Source organism: Enterobacter sp. DSM 30060, from assembly GCF_013375955.1.
Lineage (GTDB): Bacteria > Pseudomonadota > Gammaproteobacteria > Enterobacterales > Enterobacteriaceae > Enterobacter > Enterobacter intestinihominis.
Window position 1 is genome coordinate 273,839 of the sequence record NZ_CP056118.1, and the last position, 20,571, is coordinate 294,409.

Below are 20,571 nucleotides of genomic sequence, written 5' to 3' on the forward strand. Positions count from 1 at the left end.
TTATCCTGTTGCTGTGCATAAGACCCGCTTTTTGCGGGTCTTTTTGTTTTTCAGTCTCAGTCAGAAAAAGTCACTGCACTCTCATCAACAGCCGCATAAAGCTCTGGTTCACCCAGCGCATATCCTTCATTCCGCAGATAAGAATTAACGTATTCACTTTTCTCATCATCAAACTCGGCGCGAAATGATCGTGTTCGGGACTGGGTATAAATGTGCAGATTATCCAGCGTAGTGACCGCAAGACGTTTTCCCGGCATGAACGGCGGGATAAAAGCAAACCGTCCGGCAACCGAACTGACTGCCATTTGCGCAGCTTCCACATCAGCCGGGCGATCAGCCGCGTTGAAGAGCTTAAGACGCTGTTTAGCAGCAAGCTCGGCACCCACGAGAACCACCAGACGCGGATCTTCCCGATAAGGCTCTGCAATCAACTCAGTGATGAGGTGATTAGCAAGCAGATCGAGGTTTTTCCATTCCCCGGTATCTCCGAGGGTTACAGGAGTAGTTAAGACTTGTTGACCACCCTGATAGTTTTTTGCCAACGCATGCCACCCGATATTTACGTCTTCACCTTTTTTATTCATCTCTGGATCAGTCGTATCGGCAATTGACTCTCCATTAAAACCAACCCGCAACATATCAAGTGCATAAGCCTGACTAAAAAACGCACTGACCGATTTATCAAATTCGCCCTGAGCACCTGTATGATAAATATGTGACATATCTAAATAGCTGATTCGTGCACACGTGTCAGTTTCGGACAGAAAAAATTCAGTGCCATTTATCGCTAACATCTTACGGAATCTGCCACCGTGAACTCGTCCTGTATGTAACTCGCTGGCTCCAATATTAATGGCATTACCTGAAACAGCATTAACGTCACGCAAAGTGATATTATTGATTAACCAACCAGACTCAAGAATTGAGCTTCGCAAAATATTTTCTGTTGGTTTGCTTAATGCAAATCTTCTGTTTGAAGATTCCTGGTAATTTGTGCCAGATACAAATTTACTGTGATAACGGCGTGCAGCGTCCGGCCTTTCGGCTTTGAATGCGTACATGATTTATCCTTTTATTATTTACGAAATATTTTTTTCTTGTATTCAGAGAGCTGATTATATTTAACAGCATGCTCTGCATATTCACGATCGCTTACTACGGAGCGAAGAATGGCATTTTCAGCGCGGTAGTACTCCCGATAGGCCATAGTTCGACTTATCCCACCTCTTTCCAGTTCGTAACGGTCATTTGGGTATGCGCAACATTTAAGAATGTGCTCAACAGCATTATCCAGTGCGCATAGAGCATCCAAGATAAATCTCACATCCCGAACTAAAGTCGCATCGTTTAAAACGTTAATAAACTCATCGGGAGAAGTTAACGGTCTGGAAAAAGAGTTAAGATATTTTTTACTAACGTTCTTCCCGATATGTTCAGCCTCTTCAAGTAACAAACTTCCGAATCCTCTGAAGAGACTTACTCGCGTTTGCTGCTCTTTCTGCCGTAAAAATGCAGAATGGTACTGTCGTTCATAAGCATCACGCGCCCCTTTAACGGCATTTTTGTTTTTTACTTCAGAAACTGTTCTGGAGTTAACATTCAACCCTGCATTTTTTAATGCGTACTCGGCAGTTTTAACCTCTCTTTGCCGGAAGGATAACTCTTCTTCTTCACGGTGACAGAGCACCTCAAATCGGCTCAGTAAGAGATTAGTTTCTTCGGCAGTCGCCTCTGTATCTGGGATCATTAGACCAGTTAAAGAACATAGTTTCTGTCCTTTACTGCGAAGTTTATTCAAAAAATAAATCTCAATCATTCTTGCGATACATGCAGCATCACTATATCCATCTTTGAATATACTTACCTGATATGCTTCTAATAGTGATGTGCTTTCATTCTTGATTGAGAGTATTTTATTAGCATTCCTTGGGTTAATCATTTCATACCTCTTATGAGCAATTATCTTTCCTGTTCTGAATATTCTTCTCTATCCAGTCATTAATCTCGGCTTCGACCCATGCTACAGATCGAGCACCGATAGACACCTGTCTAGGAAACTCTTTGCTTTTCATTTTTAAATAAATAGTTGACTTTGGTAGACCCGTTAAATCAATTACATCCGACATCCGTAAAAGTCTTAATTTTTTATAGGATGGTTCACTGTTAAGCATAAAACTCATAACTCCCCCACTTATTAATTACTATTTCTTCTATATTGGTCTCGATTGGATATTTATATACTTACACAGATGAATTTATTCGTAAAGTTAGCCCCATGATAATTGATTCAAATTTATTGAATAAGAATAAGTGGTGAATAATATTGAGGAGTACTGAATGTTAACGAGCGAAAACCATTGAAAACAGTTGTTAACTACTGATAATCATCAAATTTGACGAATGCATTTGTAACATTTTGTAAAATAGAGGCTGGAGGCTGGAGGCTGGAGGCTGGAGGCTGGAGGCTGGAGGCTGGAGGCTGGAGGCTGGAGGCTGGAGGCTGGAGGCGTTGCAGAATGCCTCCATCTCGGATGACAACACAAGCATTTATTGATGTGTATAATTAGGTGTATAACCTTATATAAGACAAATTAAATTAATAATATATTTCAAGACTATACACTCTAGGTTCTATTTATGCAGGGGACACTTTTAATTTCCCCCTATAATGCCTGATTTATCAATCCGCTTTGCAATTGCCGCTTTTTTAAGCAAAAACGAGTAATAGCTCGTAATGTATAACGGTGCTACATTAAGCCGCCCACCCAAGTCAGCAATGGCCAGGCAACGTCGTAAAGAACGGTAAAGCCTGCAACCATGACCTCGTCCTACGGTCTCAATGGCACGTGGTATCGCGAAGTCTGCGCTACCTTCACAGGCTTTACAAAGGTTCCACTATTTTGTCTCAATCCAAATTTCAGCGGGCGTTTCTGCACCCGCGCTACTGGTTTACATGGTTCGGCCTTGGCGTACTTTGGCTGCTGGTCCAGCTTCCTTATCCCGTGATTCGCTTCCTGGGTTCGAAGCTCGGCAGCGCATCGCGTCACTTTCTTAAGCGTCGCGAGTCCATTGCCCGAAAAAATCTTGAACTTTGCTTTCCGCATTACAACGCGCAGCAGCGTGAAACGCTGATCGCTGAAAACTTTAAATCTATCGGTATGGCGCTGCTTGAAACCGGTATGGCCTGGTTCTGGCCAGACGAGCGTGTCCGTAAATGGTTTGACGTTGAAGGTCTGGATAACCTCAAACATGCCCAGATGCAAAAACGCGGCGTGATGGTTGTGGGTGTGCATTTTATGTCGCTTGAGCTGGGCGGCCGCGTTATGGGTCTTTGTCAGCCGATGATGGCAACCTATCGCCCGCATAACAGCGCACTGATGGAATGGGTACAAACGCGGGGCCGCATGCGTTCAAATAAGGCGATGATCAGCCGTAACAATCTGCGCGGTATGGTTGGCGCCCTGAAAAAAGGTGAAGCCGTCTGGTTTGCCCCGGACCAGGACTACGGCCCTAAAGGCAGCAGCTTTGCCCCTTTCTTTGCGGTTAAAGATGTCGCTACGACGAACGGTACCTTTGTGATTTCACGTCTCTCTGGCGCCTCGATGTTAACGGTGACCATGGTCAGAAAAGCGGATAAGTCAGGCTATCGTCTGCATATCTCACCGGAGATGGCGAACTATCCTGAGGATGAGAGTGAAGCCGCGACCTTTATCAATAAGGTGATTGAGTTTGAGATTATGCGAGCACCTGAGCAGTATCTGTGGATGCACCGCCGCTTTAAAACCCGCCCTCTGGGCGAAGCCTCACTTTATATCTAACCCCTTTCGAAGGTTAGTTTCGCTAAGAAACTAACCTTTTCAAGCACCTGTAATCGCAGTGCGTAACGGCTTTTTTCGACCGTCGCTCAACAGGCATTTATTGCGTACCGAAATCAAACTGTCGCCGTTCCACGACACTCGTAAGTATCGGAAATTATTTAAAAAAATGCCTCTTGTCACTCCTGAAATTTAGGCGTACATTAGCGCCGTCTGGCGACAGGAAAGCACAGAATTCAGAGCTGAAGTTAGCGACGTAACGGGATAATTCCGATTTCCCCTTTCGCATGATTTCAACTCTCTATACTCAGTTGGACTCTGTTTTTTTAATGCGTACCGGAAGATACGCGGAGCGATGAAACGTGAAATATTTCTTTATGGGCATTTCGGTTATTGTTTTAGTTTGGGCCGGAACGTTTGCTCTGATGATCTAGTTAAGAAAATGCAGTCAAAAAAACAGGCGCCGTTGGCGCCTGTTTTTTTGGTGTCCGTTACGACTCGGGTTGTTCCACGACGCTCTTCACTGCGAGCAGGCCATCCGCGCGGAACATGCTTTTAATCCCCCGCACAGCCTGACGGATACGGTCGCTGTTTTCGATCAGCGCGAAACGCACATGCGTGTCACCGTAGTCACCAAAGCCAATGCCTGGAGAGACGCAAACCTTCGCGTCCTGAAGCAGTTTTTTGGCAAATTCCAGAGATCCCATCGCCGCATACGGCTCGGGGATTTTCGCCCAGACGTACATGGAAGCTTTAGGCATTTCAACCATCCAGCCCGCTTCGTGAAGCCCTTTTACCAGCACATCACGGCGGCGCTTGTACTGGGCGGCAATATCAAGCACGCACTGCTGATCCCCTTCCAGCGCCGCGATGGCCGCGACCTGCAATGGCGTAAACGTACCATAGTCATGGTAACTTTTAATACGCGCCAGGGCGCTCACCAGCGTTTTGTTTCCCACCATAAATCCAATTCGCCAGCCCGCCATGTTGTAGCTTTTCGACAGGGTGAAAAACTCAACCGCCACATCACGGGCACCCGGTACCTGCATAATTGACGGCGCTTTCCAGCCATCATAAACGATATCAGCATAGGCGAGATCGTGTACCACCAGCACGTCGTAACGCTTAGCCAGCGCGACCACTTTCTCAAAGAATTCGAGTTCGACGCATTGTGCCGTTGGGTTGGACGGGAAACCGAGGATCATCATTTTCGGCTTCGGATAGCTTTCACGAATCGCCCGTTCCAGCTCGTTGAAGAAGTCGACGCCTTCCACCAGTGGAACAGAACGCACCTGCGCGCCAGCAATCACCGCCCCATAAATATGAATTGGGTAGCTCGGATTCGGCACCAGGACGGTATCGCCGTGATCGAGCGTCGCCAGCATCAGGTGGGCCAGCCCCTCTTTGGAGCCAATGGTCACAATCGCTTCGCTTTCAGGATCGATATCCACCTGATAACGATCCTGATACCAGCGGGAGATCGCCCGACGCAAGCGTGGAATGCCGCGTGAGGTTGAATACCCATGGGTATCGGGACGCTGGGCAACTGTGCAGAGTTTCTCAACGATATGCGGCGGCGTTGGGCCGTCAGGGTTACCCATACTGAAATCGATAATGTCTTCACCGCGCCGACGCGCAGCCATTTTCAGTTCAGCAGTGATATTGAAAACATAAGGGGGGAGACGATCGATACGCGTAAAACGGCGTTCAGGACTGAATTCAGTCATAGATTCCTCAGAGTCACGTTAGCGCCCGGACCGTCCGAGCGACGCTGCCACCCGTGTGGCATGCTTAGAAAATAACCTGAAGAAAAAGACGCTGTCGAGGGGATAACGGCAAAACAATATATTGCGCTAAAACGGGAATGCGATTGCAGTGAAAAGCGGAACTCTTATCGTGAACAGGCAGTTTTAAGCGCTGCGATTTAACACATTATTTTCAGTATCGTTACCTGACGCTTCTCCCCAAACGAAAAAGCAGCGACTTTCAGTCAAAAGCCAGCAATCCCCTTTGAGAATTATGGTTTTTCCCCATTTGATAAATCTGATGGATAGCTGGTCATCTGGCCCTATGTTTTCTATCATAGATTTTTCCCGTTTTCCCAGGCCTGACCGTGCACGAAATCTTCAATATGCTCCTGGCGGTGTTCGACCGCGCGGCATTAATGCTGATCTGTCTCTTTTTCCTTATCCGCATCCGCTTGTTTCGCGAACTGTTGCATAAATCTGCCCACTCGCCAAAAGAGCTGCTGGCCGTTACGTTTATCTTTTCGATGTTTGCCCTGTTCAGCACCTGGTCCGGCGTGCCGGTAGAAGGCTCGCTGGTGAACGTGCGCATCATCGCCGTAATGTCAGGCGGGATCCTCTTTGGTCCCTGGGTCGGGATTATCACAGGCATTATCGCCGGCACCCATCGATACCTGATTGATATTGGCGGCGTGACGGCAGTTCCCTGCTTTATCACCAGCATTATTGCCGGGGTACTCTCCGGCTGGATTAACCGCAAAATCCCAAAAAAACAGCACTGGCGTGCGGGGATAATCGCGGGGATGGTCTGCGAAACGCTGACCATGATCCTGGTCGTCGTCTGGGCACCGACCACTGCGCTGGGGCTGGATATCGTCTCGAAGATCGGTATTCCGATGATCCTCGGGAGCGTCTGTATAGGCTTTATCGTGCTGCTGGTGCAAAGCGTGGAAGGCGAAAAAGAGGCCAGCGCCGCGCGTCAGGCGAAGCTGGCACTGGATATTGCCAACAAAACGCTGCCGCTTTTCCGACACGTTAACACCGAATCTTTACGTCAGGTTTGCGATATCATCCGCCGGGATATTCACGCCGATGCGGTCGCCATCACCAATATTGACCACGTGCTGGCCTATGTTGGCGTCGGTGAGCACAATTATCGCGACAGCGACGATACCATCAGCCCGACCACCAGACAGGCGATCAACTACGGAAAAATCATCATTAAAAACAATGATGAAGCCCACCGGACGCCAGAGATCCACTCAATGCTGGTGATCCCGCTGTGGGAAAAAGGCGTGGTCACGGGGACGCTGAAAATTTACTACTGCCATGCGCACCAAATCACCTCCTCGCTCCAGGAGATGGCGATTGGCCTGTCGCAGATCATCTCCACCCAACTCGAAGTTTCGCGTGCGGAGCAGTTGCGCGAGATGGCAAATAAGGCAGAGCTGCGTGCCCTGCAAAGCAAGATCAATCCCCATTTCCTGTTTAACGCGCTGAATGCTATCTCCTCTTCCATTCGTCTTAATCCGGATACCGCGCGGCAGCTGATTTTTAATCTGTCGCGCTATCAGCGCTACAACATTGAGTTAAAAGACGACGAGCAGATCGACATCAAAAAAGAGCTGTATCAAATCAAGGATTACATCGCAATTGAGCAGGCACGCTTTGGCGATAAGCTGACGGTCATTTACGATATTGATGAAGAGGTCAACTGCGTGATCCCAAGCCTGCTGATCCAGCCGCTGGTGGAAAACGCCATTGTTCACGGCATTCAGCCGTGTAAAGGAAAAGGCGTGGTCACGATTAGCGTGACGGAAAGCGGTAACCGCGTGCGAATCGCCGTGCGCGATACCGGACACGGCATCGATCCGAAAGTGATCGAGCGCGTCGTATCAAACGAAATGCCGGGAAATAAAATCGGGCTGCTGAACGTACACCACCGGGTCAAGCTGCTGTACGGTGACGGGCTGCACATTCACCGCCTTGAGCCGGGCACCGAGATTGCTTTTTATGTCCCGAACGAACGAACGCCCGTTAATGCCCCCATATCCTTGTTGCCGTAGGCCGGAGTAACAGATGAAAGTCATCATCGTAGAAGATGAAATTCTGGCTCAGCAGGAGTTGAGCTGGCTTATCAAAACCCACAGCCAGATGGAGATTGTTGGCTGTTTTGAGGATGGTCTGGACGTGCTGAAATTTTTGCAGCATAACCGGGTCGACGCGATTTTTCTCGATATTAATATTCCGTCTCTGGACGGCGTTCTGCTGGCGCAAAATATCAATCAGTTCGCCCACAAGCCGTTTATTGTGTTTGTCACCGCGTGGAAAGAGCATGCCGTGGAAGCCTTCGAGCTGGAGGCGTTTGACTATATTCTCAAGCCGTATCAGGAGTCGCGTATTATCAGCATGCTGCATAAGCTGGAAGCCGCATGGCAGCAGCAGTCGCTGCCCACCAGTGCCAGTCCGGTAGCGCGTGAAAACGACACCATTAATCTGGTGAAGGACGAACGGATCATCGTCACGCCTGTCGACGATATTTACTATGCTGAAGCGCACGAAAAAATGACGTTTGTCTATACGCGGCGTGAGGCCTACGTAATGGCGATGAACATCACCGAATTTTGCAACAAACTCCCGGCAGCGCACTTCTTCCGCTGCCACCGCTCGTTCTGCGTCAATCTGAACAAGATCCGCGAGATCGAACCCTGGTTTAATAACACCTATATTTTGCGTCTGAAGGATCTGGATTTTCAGGTGCCGGTAAGCCGCAGCAGAGTGAAAGCGTTCCGCCAGCTCATGCACCTGTAGCGCGTTCCCTCTCCCGCAGGAGAGGGAGACGGATGTCAGAGGATCTGGCCAAGTACCTGACGCAGATGCGCCCCGGAGCCAAGCAAGCCCGGATTGTCGTGGACAATCAGGTAAACCGGAATGTCCTGCACGTAACTCTTGAAGCGGCCTTTGTCTTCAAAGCCACCACGGAAACCGGAGGCGGTAAAGAAATCGAGGAAGCGCGGCACGATCCCGCCCGCAATATAGACCCCGCCAAAGGTGCCGAGATTCAGGGCCAGGTTGCCGCCGAAACGCCCCATAATGACGCAGAACAACGACAAAGCACGACGGCAGTCAATACAGCTGTCGGCCAGCGCGCGTTCGGTCACATCTTTAGGCTGCAGATTTTCCGGCAGACGTCCGTCTGATTTTACAATCGCCCGATACAGGTTCACCAGACCCGGACCAGAAAGCACGCGCTCGGCCGACACGTGACCAATCTCGGCGCGTAGCTCCTCAAGAATAATGCCCTCTTCTTCGCTGTTCGGCGCAAAATCCACGTGGCCGCCCTCACCCGGCAGGCTGACCCAGCGTTTGTCGACATGAACCAGGTGCGCCACCCCCAGACCGGTTCCGGCACCGTAAACAGCAATGGGTTTGCCTTCAACCGGGGCCGTACCGCCGAACTGAATCAGATGCTCAGGTTTAAGCATTGGGATAGCCATGGAAACCGCAGTGAAATCGTTGATAATTTCAAGGTGCGAGAAGCCGAGGTTTTTCCGCATTTCGGCAATTGAAAAGGCCCACGTGTGGTTGGTCATCGCCACCCAGTCGCCGGTGATCGGACAGGCGATGGCGATACAACCGTCTTCAACGCTCACTTTATGCTCTTCAAGATAGACGCGAACTACCGCTTCCAGGCTTGGGTAATCCAGCCCTGAATAGGTTTTCGCCTGAGAAATTTCACCGCTGTTTACATCGCACAGGGCAAGGCGCGCGTTGGTGCCGCCTACATCACCTACCAAAGCATACTTTGTCATTCTTCTACTGCTCCGCTAAAGTCAGAATAAATCTTTGGGACACTGTAAATTCAAGGCGTGATAACAACAACGACCAGAAGGTGACTGCCCATGGATTATCGATCTTCGTCACATAATAACTTTACCGTTTCAGCACCTTTTGCACTATTGCCACAATGCTGATTGTGCAAAGTAACGTTAAGCCGTTTTGTACAAGGAAATCATCATGCTCCATCCGCGAGCCAGAACCATGCTGTTATTGGCTGTCCCGGCGCTAATTATTGGCGTAGCGTCGAGCCTGGTGCTCATCGTCGTCATGAAAGTAGCGGCAGTGCTGCAAACGATTTTATGGACCGCGCTGCCGGTTAAACTTGGCATCAGCACTGACTCGCCAGGGTGGATCATGATGATGCTGACCCTGACCGGAATTGCCGTAGGTCTGGTGATCCGCTATAGCCCGGGCCATGCCGGGCCGGACCCGGCACTGGAACCCTTGATTGGTGCGCCAGTATCTCCCTCTGCTCTGCCGGGGCTTGTTATCGCGCTGATTATCGGTCTTGCGGGCGGCGTAAGCCTCGGGCCTGAACATCCCATTATGGCGGTTAATATCGCGCTGGCGGTCTTTCTGGGAGCGCGTCTTTTCCCGCGCGTTGGCGCGCTGGACTGGACGATTCTGGCTTCCGCCGGTACCATCGGGGCACTGTTTGGTACCCCAATAGCGGCTGCGCTCATCTTTTCGCAAACGCTCAGCAGCGACAATGATGTGCCGCTGTGGGATAAACTCTTTGCGCCATTGATGGCCGCCGCAGCAGGGGCCCTCACGACCAGCCTGTTTTTCCATCCTCATTTTTCACTCCCCATCCCCCACTATGGCCAGATGCAACTCACCGATATTGTCAGCGGTGCCGTCGTCGTCGCGATAGCCATTGCGCTGGGAATGATCGCAGTGTGGTGTCTTCCGCGCCTGCATCGTCTGATGCACAGGCTGAAGCATCCGGTGCTGATTCTGGGTATGGGCGGTTTTATTCTGGGCGTTTTAGGCGCTATCGGCGGGACGGTTACGCTGTTTAAGGGTCTGGACGAGATGCAGCAACTGGCCTTCAGCCAGGTCTTTAGCGTCTCCGATTATCTGCTGTTCGCGCTGGTAAAACTGGCGGCGCTGGTGATCGCTGCAGCCTGTGGTTTCCGGGGAGGACGGATCTTCCCGGCGGTATTTGTTGGCGTCGCGCTGGGGCTGATGCTGCATGAGCACGTCGACGCTGTCCCTGCGGCGATTACCGTCTCCTGCTCCATTCTGGGGCTGGTACTGGTGGTAACGCGCGATGCATGGCTGAGTCTGTTTATGGCGGCCGTTGTGGTGCCGGATACCACGCTTCTGCCGCTCCTTTGTATCGTGATGTTGCCCGCCTGGCTCCTGCTGGCGGGCAAACCGATGTTGATGGCATGGCGAAACGACAGGTAATCAGGCGTTATTGCGCGCCTCCAGCGCTTTGGTCAGCGCGCTCAGCAGCGGCGGAATATCGGCTTTCGGCAGCATCACCTCGATCAGCGATAGTCGCTCGTGGTGTGCTACTTTATCCAGCACCTCCGCCAGTGTTTCCGCTTCGCTGACGCGCCAGCATTCTGCCTCTGGCGCCAGGCTCAGCGCCTGCGGGATCTGCGTCCAGTTCCAGAGGGCAATATCGTTATAGCGCTGCTCCGGCCCGTGGATGGCTCTCTCAACCGTGTATCCCTCGTTGTTAAGCACCAGAATAATCGGGCGCTGCTTGTCGCGCAGCATCGAGCCCAGCTCCTGAATGGTCAACTGCGCGGCACCGTCACCCGTCAGGACAATCACGCGTCGGTTCGGACACGCTGTTTGCGCGCCAAACGCCGCCGCGAGCGTGTAGCCGATCGATCCCCAAAGCGGCTGGACGATAAAGTTCACGTCTGCCGGTAAACGCAAATCGATAGCGCCGAAAGCAGACGTCCCCTGGTCAGCCAGAATAATGTCTCCGGGGCGAATAAACGTTTGCAGGGTACGCCAGAAGCTCTCCTGAGTCAGCGCCCCTTCGATAGTGGGGAAAGAAGAGCTGCTGTGATCCGATGGCGCTCGCGTATCACGTACATGCGTTTTGCACAGCGCTGTCAGCGTTTCAATGGCCTCCCTCATCGGGATACCCGTAAACCAGACGTCGCCGACGCGGGACGCGTGGGGCTGAACCTCTATCGTCTGATCTGGCGTCAGCTGGTGGGTAAACCCGGCTGTGAGCGTATCGGTAAAGCGCGTGCCAATGCACAGCACCGTATCAGCCCCCTCGATTGCCTCTTTGACCGCCGCGGCGCTCGCCGATCCGCTGTAGGTGCCATAAAAACCGCTCTGTCGTTCGTCAAAAATGCCCTTGCCCATCAGCATGGTGGCGTGTGCCATCGGCACCTCTTTCACCCACGTCTGAAGGGCCGCGCGCAAACCGTGGCGCAGCACCAGGAAGTCCGCTAACAGCGCGGTGCGTTTGCTCGTTGACAAACGCTTTTCGGCAGCCTCACGGAACGCTTGCATGCAGGCTGAATCGGCCGGTGCGGAGTTAAGAGTGAGAGCGCTTACAGGGGGCGTAGCGGCTTTTTTCGCCACATCGGCGGGCAGCATCAGGTAGCCCGGACGGCGCTCCCGCAGCATGGTGGTCAGGACTCTGTCAATTTCATAGCAGGCGTTTTGTTCGGTAAGCACCGCCTGTGCAACGGTGATGGGTTCGCTCATGTGGTAGAAATGGCGGAACTCGCCGTCGCCTAAGGTGTGGTGCAGTAACTCTCCTCGCTGCTGCGCCGCCATACCCGGAGCCCCCACAATATGGAGCACGGGGACATGTTCGGCAAAGCTGCCCGCCACACCGTTCATGGCGCTTAACTCCCCAACGCCGAAAGTCGTCAGGAGTGCGGCAAATCCCTTACAGCGGGCATAGCCGTCTGCGGCGTAAGACGCGTTCAGCTCGTTGGCACAGCCCACCCAGCAGATGTCCGGGCTGTCTATCACATGGTCGAGAAACTGCAGGTTATAGTCGCCCGGCACGCCAAACAGATGATCGGCACCGCAATCTGTTAGTCGGTCCAGCAGGTAATCGGCGACGCAATAGGGGGTACGCATATTATAGGTGTCCTTCTGACGTTGACCTCACTCTGAGTATTAAATAAGCGTGAAGGGTGTCCAGAATTGGCGACAATCAGGGGCTGGAAAGAATGCTTTACGAAAAAAGCTGAGCTATGCTCATTTTCTTCAGGTTAGTGTAAACGCATACACTGATTTTTCTTTCCAGCGCCAGAGGTCTCGCTCATGGGTTATCAACCTGACAAAAATCGTTACCAGACAATGCAATATCGCCGCTGTGGACAAAGCGGCCTCAAGCTTCCCGCCATCTCGCTGGGGCTTTGGCATAATTTTGGCGACGCGACGCTGCTCGAAAACAGCCGTCAACTTTTACAGCGCGCCTTCGATTTGGGTATTACACATTTTGACCTTGCTAATAATTACGGCCCACCTCCTGGTTCAGCCGAACGCAACTTCGGGCGCATCCTGCAGGAGGATTTCCTGACCTGGCGCGATGAGCTAATCATCTCCACCAAAGCGGGCTACACCATGTGGGACGGGCCTTACGGCGACTGGGGCTCGCGTAAATATCTGATTTCCAGCCTGGACCAGAGCCTCAGGCGTATGGGGCTGGAGTACGTTGATATCTTCTATCACCACCGCCCCGATCCACAAACGCCGCTACGTGAAACGATGAAAGCGCTTGACCATGTGGTGCGCCAGGGCAAAGCGCTGTACATCGGCCTGTCCAACTACCCGGCAGAACTGGCGCGGCAGGCGATTGAAATACTGGAGGATCTGGGCACGCCCTGTCTAATCCACCAGCCGAAGTACTCCATGTTTGAACGTGCGCCTGAAGAGGGGTTGCTGGACGTGTTGCAGCAAAAAGGGGTGGGATGTATCCCCTTCTCTCCCCTGGCGGGCGGACAGTTGACCGATCGCTATCTGAACGGCATCCCGGCGGATTCTCGCGCAGCAAGCGGCAGTAAGTTCCTTAATCCGGACCAGATCACCGACAAAAAGCTGGAAAAGGTACGCAAGCTGAATGCGCTGGCGGAAAAACGGGGGCAAAAGCTTTCGCAAATGGCACTGGCCTGGATCCTGCGCCACGATGCGGTGACATCCGTGCTCATCGGCGCAAGCAAAACCGGACAAATTGAAGATGCTGCAGGCATGCTTGAAAATCGTCATTTCTCCGCAGAAGAGCTGAAGACGATAGAAGCGATCCTGTCCAGTTCAGATTAAAAACACTTTTAGCAAAAAGTGCTCTCGTTCATGATTTAGGAGTTGAGGCGATGAAACGAATGTTTACCAACTCGTAAAATTGCGTTAACAGGTCGCACAGCGGCCCCGATCGTGAAGGAGAAGAGTATGTTCAGGTCACTGATTCTTGCAGCGGTACTACTGGCTTCGGCCCCGCTGGTCGCCAATGCGGGCGAAATCACCCTGTTGCCATCGATTAAATTACAAATTGGCGATCGTGATGACTACGGCAGATACTGGGACGGTGGCTACTGGCGCGACCGTGACTACTGGCACCGACATTATGAGTGGCGTAAAAACCGCTGGTGGAAACACGATAACGGCTATCACCGTGGCTGGGATAAGCGTAAGGCTTACGAGCGCGGCTACCGCGAAGGCTGGAACGATCGTGACGACCGCCGTGGCGGCAGGGGTCACGGAAAAGGCAGAGGCCATGGTCACGGCCATCACCATTAACAGCTAAAAGGAGCCTCACGGCTCCTTTTTCTTTTACAGGCCTGCGGCTGTGCCTATCAGCAACCACATGTTTAACGCCACCACCACGACCACAATGGCCCACCCGGCGCGTTTCACCCACGTCGAATTCACCAGATCGCCCATCAGCGATTTGTTGCTGGTGAATATCAGTAGCGGCACCAGCGCCAGCGCAATACCGAAACTCAGCAGCACCTGACTCATCACCAGAATGCGGGTCGGATCCAGCCCCATCAGAATTACAATAAAGGAAGGCAGCATCGTTACCGAACGGCGAACCCACAGTGGAATATGGAAACGTACGAACCCCTGCATCACCACCTGCCCGGCCAGTGTCCCCACAACCGTAGAGGAAAGTCCCGCAGCAACCAGGCTTAAACCAAAAATAGTGGCAGCGGCATGGCTCAGCAACGGCTCCAGCGTCAGGTACGCCTGGTCGAGATCGGCAACCCCGGTATGCCCGTTAAAGTGAAACGCGGCGGCGGCAGTCGCCATCATCGCCAGATTCACAAATCCGGCAATGGTCATCGCAATTGCCACATCCCATTTCGAGGCGGAGTAGCGCTCTTTACTCGTCCCGCCGTGCAGATTTTGGGTTAAAGAAGAGTGCAGATAAATTACGTGCGGCATAATGGTCGCCCCCAGCACCCCGGCGGCCAGAAATACGGCTTCAGAGGTGGGTAACGACGGGATCACCATCCCTTTCGTCAACTGCACCAGATTCGGCTGGGAGAAAATCAGCTCAACAATATAGGCGGCAGCGACGAACAGCAGCAGGCCGCCGATGACTTTCTCCAGCGGTTTTTGTCCCCGCCTCTGGAGCATCAAAATAAGGAACGTGGCGATACCGGTCAGCACGGCGCCCTGTAGCAGGGAGACGCCCAGAATAAGCTTAAAGCCGATCGCCGCCCCGATAAACTCGGCGAGATCGGTGGCCATGGCGATAATTTCCGCCTGGACCCAGTAAAACCATACCGCCGGACGCGGATAGTGATCGCGGATTTGCTCCGCCAGGTTTTTCCCGGTGGCAATACCCAGCTTCGCGGAAAGCATCTGAATCAGCATCGCCATCAGGTTGGCCCACACCACAACCCACAGCAGCTTATAGCCGAAACTGGCCCCGGCCTGAATATTGGTCGCAAAATTACCCGGATCGATGTAGCCAATCGCGGCAATGAATGCAGGTCCCATTAATGCGAACCGCAGCTTGCGTGCCGCCCTGCCGCTGCTACTCTCTACGCGACTATTCGTCATTTCTGCCTCTGGAAATATAGCCTGTGCTATGTTTTATGCTATCAAAATGAGAATGATTATCAAGTTCATTTGTAATGGTTAACATGATTACTCTGATAGCCAGGGACAATAGACAGGCAGGTGGAGCAAGGTCACAGAATGTGAAAATGCGCAGACATTTGTGAAGCGTAGCACACAAACTTAACTTTTCACTCATTTACCTAACATAACAAAAATGTATTGTTGATCACTATTTTTGAGACTCGTCACAGGATGTAACTATAGTGTGGGCTTGATCTCGTTTTCTTTGTGCTTGTTACATAGAATGTGCACGGAAATTAAACCTGCCTCATATTTGGAGCAAATATGGACCGCGTCCTTCATTTTGTCCTGGCACTCGTTGTCGTTACTGCACTCGCATTGCTGGTCAGCACTGACCGCAAAAATATTCGTATTCGCTATGTTGTCCAGCTGCTGGTCATTGAAGTTTTACTTGCGTGGTTCTTCCTGAACTCCAACGTAGGCCTCGGCTTCGTGAAAGGCTTCTCCGAAATGTTCGAAAAACTGCTCGGATTTGCCAACGACGGGACTAACTTTGTCTTTGGCAACATGAACGATCAGGGTTTGGCCTTCTTCTTCCTGAAAGTGCTCTGCCCTATCGTCTTCATCTCTGCCCTGATCGGGATCCTCCAGCACATTCGTGTTCTGCCGGTGGTTATCCGTGCAATCGGCTTCCTGTTATCGAAAGTTAATGGCATGGGCAAGCTGGAATCCTTTAATGCAGTCAGCTCGCTGATCCTGGGTCAGTCTGAGAACTTCATTGCGTATAAAGATATCCTCGGCAAGATGTCCCGTAACCGCATGTACACCATGGCGGCGACAGCAATGTCTACCGTTTCCATGTCTATCGTGGGCGCGTATATGACTATGCTGGAACCTAAATACGTGGTTGCAGCGCTGGTTCTGAATATGTTCAGCACCTTTATTGTTCTTTCGCTGATTAACCCGTACCGCGTGGATGCCAGCGAAGAGAACATTCAGATGTCAAACCTGCACGAGGGACAGAGCTTCTTCGAAATGCTGGGTGAATACATTCTGGCGGGTTTCAAGGTTGCGATTATCGTTGCCGCGATGCTGATTGGCTTTATCGCACTGATCGCTGCGCTGAACGCCCTGTTTGCGGCCGTACTTGGTATTTCGTTCCAGGGTATTCTGGGCTATATCTTCTACCCGGTCGCCTGGGTAATGGGTGTGCCCGCTCACGAAGCGTTGCAGGTGGGCAGTATCATGGCAACGAAACTGGTATCCAATGAATTCGTGGCGATGATGGATCTTCAGAAGATTGCCAGCACGCTCTCCCCGCGTGCGGAAGGGATCCTGTCCGTCTTCCTGGTCTCCTTCGCGAACTTCTCTTCCATCGGTATTATCGCTGGTGCGATTAAAGGCCTGAACGAAGAGCAAGGTAACGTCGTTTCTCGCTTTGGCCTGAAGCTGGTTTACGGTTCAACGCTGGTGAGCGTCCTGTCTGCCTCTATCGCAGCATTGGTGCTGTAATCCATACCGCTCAATGAAAACCGGGAGCCATCGCTCCCGGTTTTTTTATGTCTCCAGCGCCGTCAGGGGCAGTGGTTTACCAATCAAATAGCCCTGCAAATAATCAACGCCGTATCGCAGCAACATCTCGCGTTGTTCAGCCGATTCCACATATTCAGCCACCACACAAAGCGATTTCGTTTTTGCCATGTTGCAAATGGACTGCACGATCATCGCATCCATGCTGTCGGTGCAGATATCTTTCACGAAGCAGCCATCGATCTTAATGATATCGGCCTCCAGTCGCTTCAGGCGCTCAAAGTTGGCATAGCCGGTACCAAAGTCATCGATAGCAATGCGGAAGCCATAATCCCGCAGCTGCTGGATATTGTTGATGCTGCTTCCCGAGTCAGAGAAAGCCTGTTCCTCGGTGATCTCAATGACGATATCTTGCGGTGCAACGGCGTAGCGTTCAAAAAGCGCGATGATCTCAGCTGCAATCTCGTTCTGCATCAGCGTCAGCGGCATCAGATTAACGGAGAACCGCGTTCCGGCCCGTCCGGATGGATGACTGCGCATCCACATCAGCAATTTTTCCACCACGTTCAGGTCGAATCGGTGGCTCAGGTTGAACTGAGCAATCAGCGGAATAAAGCGGTCAGGGGTGATGATCTCACCATCACTTTCAAGACGCGAAAGGATTTCAAAGTACCCTTCTCCGCGCGCGTTGTGAATTGGCTGCGCGTAAAGATGGAGACCACCGATATCAAGGGCGCGTTTTATACGGGCCAGCATTAGCACCCTGTCAGTCGTATGACCAGAAACATCATCCAGACTGTTGGTTAACGCAAGGACGTTATGCCCGGAACAGGACTGCTCGGACAGCCAGCTCAACTGACCCAGCGTGTGATGCACGCTTTCTCCATTTGGCACTTCCCCCCAGGAGGCACCAAACTCAATGTCGAGCTCAGTCTTGTTCCAGATAATTTTACGGCTGTTCAGATGGTCAACCATAAATTGCAGACGTTCAGCCGTGCCCGGTCCCAGCAAGACCAACATCAGTTCACTGCCTGGTAACTGGAAGAGCTTCTCGTCTTTTTGCAATAACGGCTGCAGCGACGCGGTGATCATCTTTTTACAGTGCACACGCATGAGGATGCCGTAGTGACGGCTCAGGAATTCCAGATTATCCAGACGCAAGCAGCAGACTTTGGCCTCAGGATGATGCTGTAGAAAAACTTCCAGCGCACGAATGTTAGGCAGACCGGTGAGCGGATCGGTAAGCGCCCTCTCCTGCCACCCCTGTTTCAGCCATTCACTTTTCTGATAGATCTGCGACATGTAAAGCAGGCAGATAGCGAAAGAGATGAGTACCGACAGAATAAAGGAGAGCGAGTGGCCCGATTCAACGCCATTGAGAAAATTATAATTATAGGTCAACAACATGAACGCTGAGGCTGCCCAGAATAAAGAGATGAGCGCATAGCTCAAACGACCAATACCCAGGGTAAAAAGAATGAAAACGGTCGGCATCAAATAACCCGCAATAAACTGCGACTCAAAAGGCGCGCATAAAATAGCGATCATTGAGACCAACAGCATCAGCCACACAACGATAAATAACGCTTTTTTGTTGCAAAAGAGGGGCTTCACGCTTCGCCGCCAGAATGTTCGGGCATAGCGAGGATTAATAATCATTCTTAATGGATAATAGAACATCATGGTGAAAATCAGGGCGGCGCAAATCAGACTCTGAATATCGATAACGTTATAAATTGCAGAGCCTTCGCCGAAATAGGAGGAGATTGTTACCGGGAAATCAAATAAATACCCCGCCAGATACATCGATAATTTGATGCCCACAGGCACCATAAATCCGAGCCATAAAATACGTATACCAATGTACTTATTCGGCATGCTGTGGCGCCAGCGCTTGCCCAGCATCAAACGGATAACGCCACAGGCGGCGAAGACGGAAAACGTCTGACAACATAATAAAACGATAGATTGTAGCGGGGCTAAATCAAAGTAATAAGCATTAGTAACACTAAAACTTAGCAACAAAGGAATGATTGCCCATCGTCCAAATAACAACACGATGGCGAGCATGGCGCTTAAGGGCAGCCACGCTAAATAAACATCATTTTCGTTAACGATAGCGCGCGGAGAGATATAACGGGAAAAGGGGATCGCAATCAGGCTTAGCGCCAGGGCAATCATAAATATTTTTACATTATTGTAAATTTTTCTATTCATTAATCCGGGTAATCTATTTAACCATCGTCTTATTGACCGGATCGATAATAGGTTTATTAATTGGACGAATCAAGTTTAGGTCTATTTATGGACTTAATTATTGATTTGGATTGAGGTGAGGTATAGAAAACGACGTTAATTGCAACAAAAACAGTCTAAATATTTTACAAGATATAAAAAACCCCCGTCTGACGACGAGGGTTTAAATTTTGGTGGAGCTAAGCGGGATCGAACCGCTGACCTCTTGCATGCCATGCAAGCGCTCTCCCAGCTGAGCTATAGCCCCACATGTTACTTTACCTACCGTACTCTGTTGGGTTCAGAGTTTGGTGGAGCTAAGCGGGATCGAACCGCTGACCTCCTGCATGCCATGCAGGCGCTCTCCCAGCTGAGCTATAGCCCCATCGTAAAGCTGTCATGTTGACGGGCGGCATAATATGAATTCCGCCGCACAGTGTCAACGGCAAATTCAACCTCAGCCTTTCAACCGCCGAAAAATCATGCAAATGAATCACTTTGCGAGTCTGCTCGCAGCCAGGAGTTAAGCTTGTCACGTTTTCACGTAAAACGGTGCTATAAAATGAACCACTAATTAACCCCACAGATATTCAGGAAATTGTATGATCAAGGAACGAATGACGCCAGAAGAGTTAGCCCTGCTGACTGGCTATAGCCGACAGACCATCAATAAATGGGTACGCAAAGAGGGTTGGATTACATCGCCAAAACCAGGCGTTCAGGGCGGCAAGGCGCGTCTGGTACACGTCAATGAAAAAGTGCGCGACTTTATTCGCAGCGCACGCAGGGTAACAGAGTCGCCGGAAATGCCAGAAAAGGCGTACCACGAAGGCTCGCTTCACGCCCTGCTCCTGACGCTGGCGAATGAAATGACGCCGGATGAGCAAAAGCAGATGACATCTCTGTTACTGCGGGAAGGGATTACCGGATTGTTACAACGCTTAGGGATTCGCGACCAACGCTAATATGAAAAGATTACGCAGCAAAATGACCACGGAAGAGCTGGCGGACAGTCTGGGCGTCGCCCGACAAACCGTTAATCGCTGGATACGACAGAAAGGATGGAAAACGGAGGGTATCAACGGTGTAAAAGGCGGAAGAGCGAGGGTGATATGTATTGATGCGCACGTTAAGGAGCACATCATTAGCCTTCCCGCCATTCGTAACTGTCGGGCTGTTTACCATGTGGCAGAAAGCCCTTCACTCTATGGCGTGGCGACCTCATCCAGCCTGCTTCCACAAATTATCGACTCGCTGGAAAACATGACAACTGTCGAACAGGAACGTTTGCACAAGCTGCTCGCTCGCGAAGGTTTGCAGGGTTTTCTCACGCGTCTTGGTATTGCTGAATAACAGACATAAAAAACGGCAGGTTACCCTGC

The 20,571-nt window shown here is 51.2% G+C and carries 18 protein-coding genes and 2 tRNA genes; 10 read left to right on the forward strand and 10 right to left on the reverse strand.

The window, feature by feature from the left end; translation table 11 throughout:
* Positions 1 to 56 precede the first annotated feature (56 nt).
* From HWQ15_RS01210 to HWQ15_RS01220, 3 genes are read right to left on the reverse strand one after another with little or no spacing between them, the layout of a single operon-like run.
* Positions 57 to 1,061 carry a P2 family phage major capsid protein gene (locus tag HWQ15_RS01210; protein ID WP_063215885.1) on the reverse strand — a complete coding sequence of 335 codons (1,005 nt, stop codon included), beginning with the start codon at positions 1,059 to 1,061 and terminating at the stop codon, positions 57 to 59.
* A 14-nt stretch (positions 1,062 to 1,075) separates the two neighbouring features.
* Entirely contained in the window at positions 1,076 to 1,939 is an 864-nt protein-coding gene (locus HWQ15_RS01215) for a hypothetical protein (RefSeq protein WP_063215884.1), read from the reverse strand.
* Between the two features lie 10 nt (positions 1,940 to 1,949).
* Complete coding sequence (locus HWQ15_RS01220) at positions 1,950 to 2,180, reverse strand: AlpA family transcriptional regulator (RefSeq protein WP_042713604.1); 231 nt, start codon at positions 2,178 to 2,180, stop codon at positions 1,950 to 1,952.
* A gap of 717 nt (positions 2,181 to 2,897) precedes the next feature.
* Here HWQ15_RS01220 and lpxP point away from each other — a divergent pair.
* Together lpxP and ypdK are read left to right on the forward strand one after the other, a co-directional pair.
* Complete coding sequence (gene lpxP, locus HWQ15_RS01225) at positions 2,898 to 3,818, forward strand: kdo(2)-lipid IV(A) palmitoleoyltransferase (protein ID WP_168713920.1); 921 nt, start codon at positions 2,898 to 2,900, stop codon at positions 3,816 to 3,818.
* A 359-nt stretch (positions 3,819 to 4,177) separates the two neighbouring features.
* Positions 4,178 to 4,249, forward strand: a complete 72-nt coding sequence (ypdK, locus tag HWQ15_RS01230) for a membrane protein YpdK (protein ID WP_099458937.1) — start codon at positions 4,178 to 4,180, stop codon at positions 4,247 to 4,249.
* Positions 4,250 to 4,306: 57 nt separating this feature from the next.
* On the opposite strand, the gene alaC is transcribed toward ypdK, so the two are convergent.
* Entirely contained in the window at positions 4,307 to 5,542 is a 1,236-nt protein-coding gene (gene alaC, locus HWQ15_RS01235; RefSeq protein WP_063215883.1) for an alanine transaminase, read from the reverse strand.
* A gap of 386 nt (positions 5,543 to 5,928) precedes the next feature.
* Here alaC and HWQ15_RS01240 point away from each other — a divergent pair, with 386 nt between their 5' ends.
* Together HWQ15_RS01240 and HWQ15_RS01245 are read left to right on the forward strand one after the other, a co-directional pair.
* Complete coding sequence (locus HWQ15_RS01240; RefSeq protein ID WP_063149140.1) at positions 5,929 to 7,626, forward strand: sensor histidine kinase; 1,698 nt, start codon at positions 5,929 to 5,931, stop codon at positions 7,624 to 7,626.
* Positions 7,627 to 7,639: 13 nt separating this feature from the next.
* Positions 7,640 to 8,371, forward strand: coding sequence for a LytTR family DNA-binding domain-containing protein (locus HWQ15_RS01245; protein ID WP_032623833.1), 732 nt, complete (start codon positions 7,640 to 7,642; stop codon positions 8,369 to 8,371).
* Between the two features lie 35 nt (positions 8,372 to 8,406).
* Here the strand turns inward: HWQ15_RS01245 and glk are convergent, their stop codons facing one another.
* Complete coding sequence (glk, locus tag HWQ15_RS01250; protein ID WP_022648928.1) at positions 8,407 to 9,372, reverse strand: glucokinase; 966 nt, start codon at positions 9,370 to 9,372, stop codon at positions 8,407 to 8,409.
* A gap of 205 nt (positions 9,373 to 9,577) precedes the next feature.
* On the opposite strand from glk, the gene HWQ15_RS01255 reads away from it, so the two are divergent.
* A complete protein-coding gene (locus HWQ15_RS01255) occupies positions 9,578 to 10,813 on the forward strand; it encodes an ion channel protein (RefSeq protein ID WP_038416469.1) in 1,236 nt (411 codons plus the stop codon).
* On the opposite strand, the gene ipdC is transcribed toward HWQ15_RS01255, so the two are convergent.
* Entirely contained in the window at positions 10,814 to 12,472 is a 1,659-nt protein-coding gene (ipdC, locus tag HWQ15_RS01260) for an indolepyruvate decarboxylase (RefSeq protein ID WP_022648930.1), read from the reverse strand.
* 186 nt (positions 12,473 to 12,658) lie between these two features.
* On the opposite strand from ipdC, the gene mgrA reads away from it, so the two are divergent.
* Positions 12,659 to 13,657 carry an L-glyceraldehyde 3-phosphate reductase gene (mgrA, locus tag HWQ15_RS01265; protein ID WP_063149141.1) on the forward strand — a complete coding sequence of 333 codons (999 nt, stop codon included), beginning with the start codon at positions 12,659 to 12,661 and terminating at the stop codon, positions 13,655 to 13,657.
* A gap of 126 nt (positions 13,658 to 13,783) precedes the next feature.
* A complete protein-coding gene (gene ypeC, locus HWQ15_RS01270; protein WP_022648932.1) occupies positions 13,784 to 14,131 on the forward strand; it encodes a DUF2502 domain-containing protein YpeC in 348 nt (115 codons plus the stop codon).
* Between the two features lie 33 nt (positions 14,132 to 14,164).
* Here ypeC and HWQ15_RS01275 read toward each other — a convergent pair whose 3' ends face one another.
* Positions 14,165 to 15,403, reverse strand: coding sequence for an Nramp family divalent metal transporter (locus HWQ15_RS01275; RefSeq protein ID WP_023300656.1), 1,239 nt, complete (start codon positions 15,401 to 15,403; stop codon positions 14,165 to 14,167).
* Positions 15,404 to 15,748: 345 nt separating this feature from the next.
* Here HWQ15_RS01275 and nupC point away from each other — a divergent pair, with 345 nt between their 5' ends.
* Positions 15,749 to 16,936 carry a nucleoside permease NupC gene (gene nupC / locus HWQ15_RS01280; RefSeq protein ID WP_022648934.1) on the forward strand — a complete coding sequence of 396 codons (1,188 nt, stop codon included), beginning with the start codon at positions 15,749 to 15,751 and terminating at the stop codon, positions 16,934 to 16,936.
* Between the two features lie 45 nt (positions 16,937 to 16,981).
* Here nupC and HWQ15_RS01285 read toward each other — a convergent pair whose 3' ends face one another.
* The 3 genes from HWQ15_RS01285 to HWQ15_RS01295 form a co-directional block, all read right to left on the reverse strand.
* Positions 16,982 to 19,171, reverse strand: coding sequence for an EAL domain-containing protein (locus tag HWQ15_RS01285; RefSeq protein ID WP_063850307.1), 2,190 nt, complete (start codon positions 19,169 to 19,171; stop codon positions 16,982 to 16,984).
* A 210-nt stretch (positions 19,172 to 19,381) separates the two neighbouring features.
* Positions 19,382 to 19,457 (reverse strand) — tRNA-Ala (locus HWQ15_RS01290).
* A gap of 41 nt (positions 19,458 to 19,498) precedes the next feature.
* Positions 19,499 to 19,574 (reverse strand) — tRNA-Ala (locus tag HWQ15_RS01295).
* 217 nt (positions 19,575 to 19,791) lie between these two features.
* On the opposite strand from HWQ15_RS01295, the gene HWQ15_RS01300 reads away from it, so the two are divergent.
* Both HWQ15_RS01300 and HWQ15_RS01305 read left to right on the forward strand, forming a co-directional pair.
* Positions 19,792 to 20,154, forward strand: coding sequence for a YfeC-like transcriptional regulator (locus tag HWQ15_RS01300; protein ID WP_022648936.1), 363 nt, complete (start codon positions 19,792 to 19,794; stop codon positions 20,152 to 20,154).
* A gap of 1 nt (position 20,155) precedes the next feature.
* On the forward strand, positions 20,156 to 20,542 hold the full coding sequence (locus tag HWQ15_RS01305) for a YfeC-like transcriptional regulator (protein WP_063149142.1): 387 nt from the start codon (positions 20,156 to 20,158) through the stop codon (positions 20,540 to 20,542).
* Positions 20,543 to 20,571 lie beyond the last annotated feature (29 nt).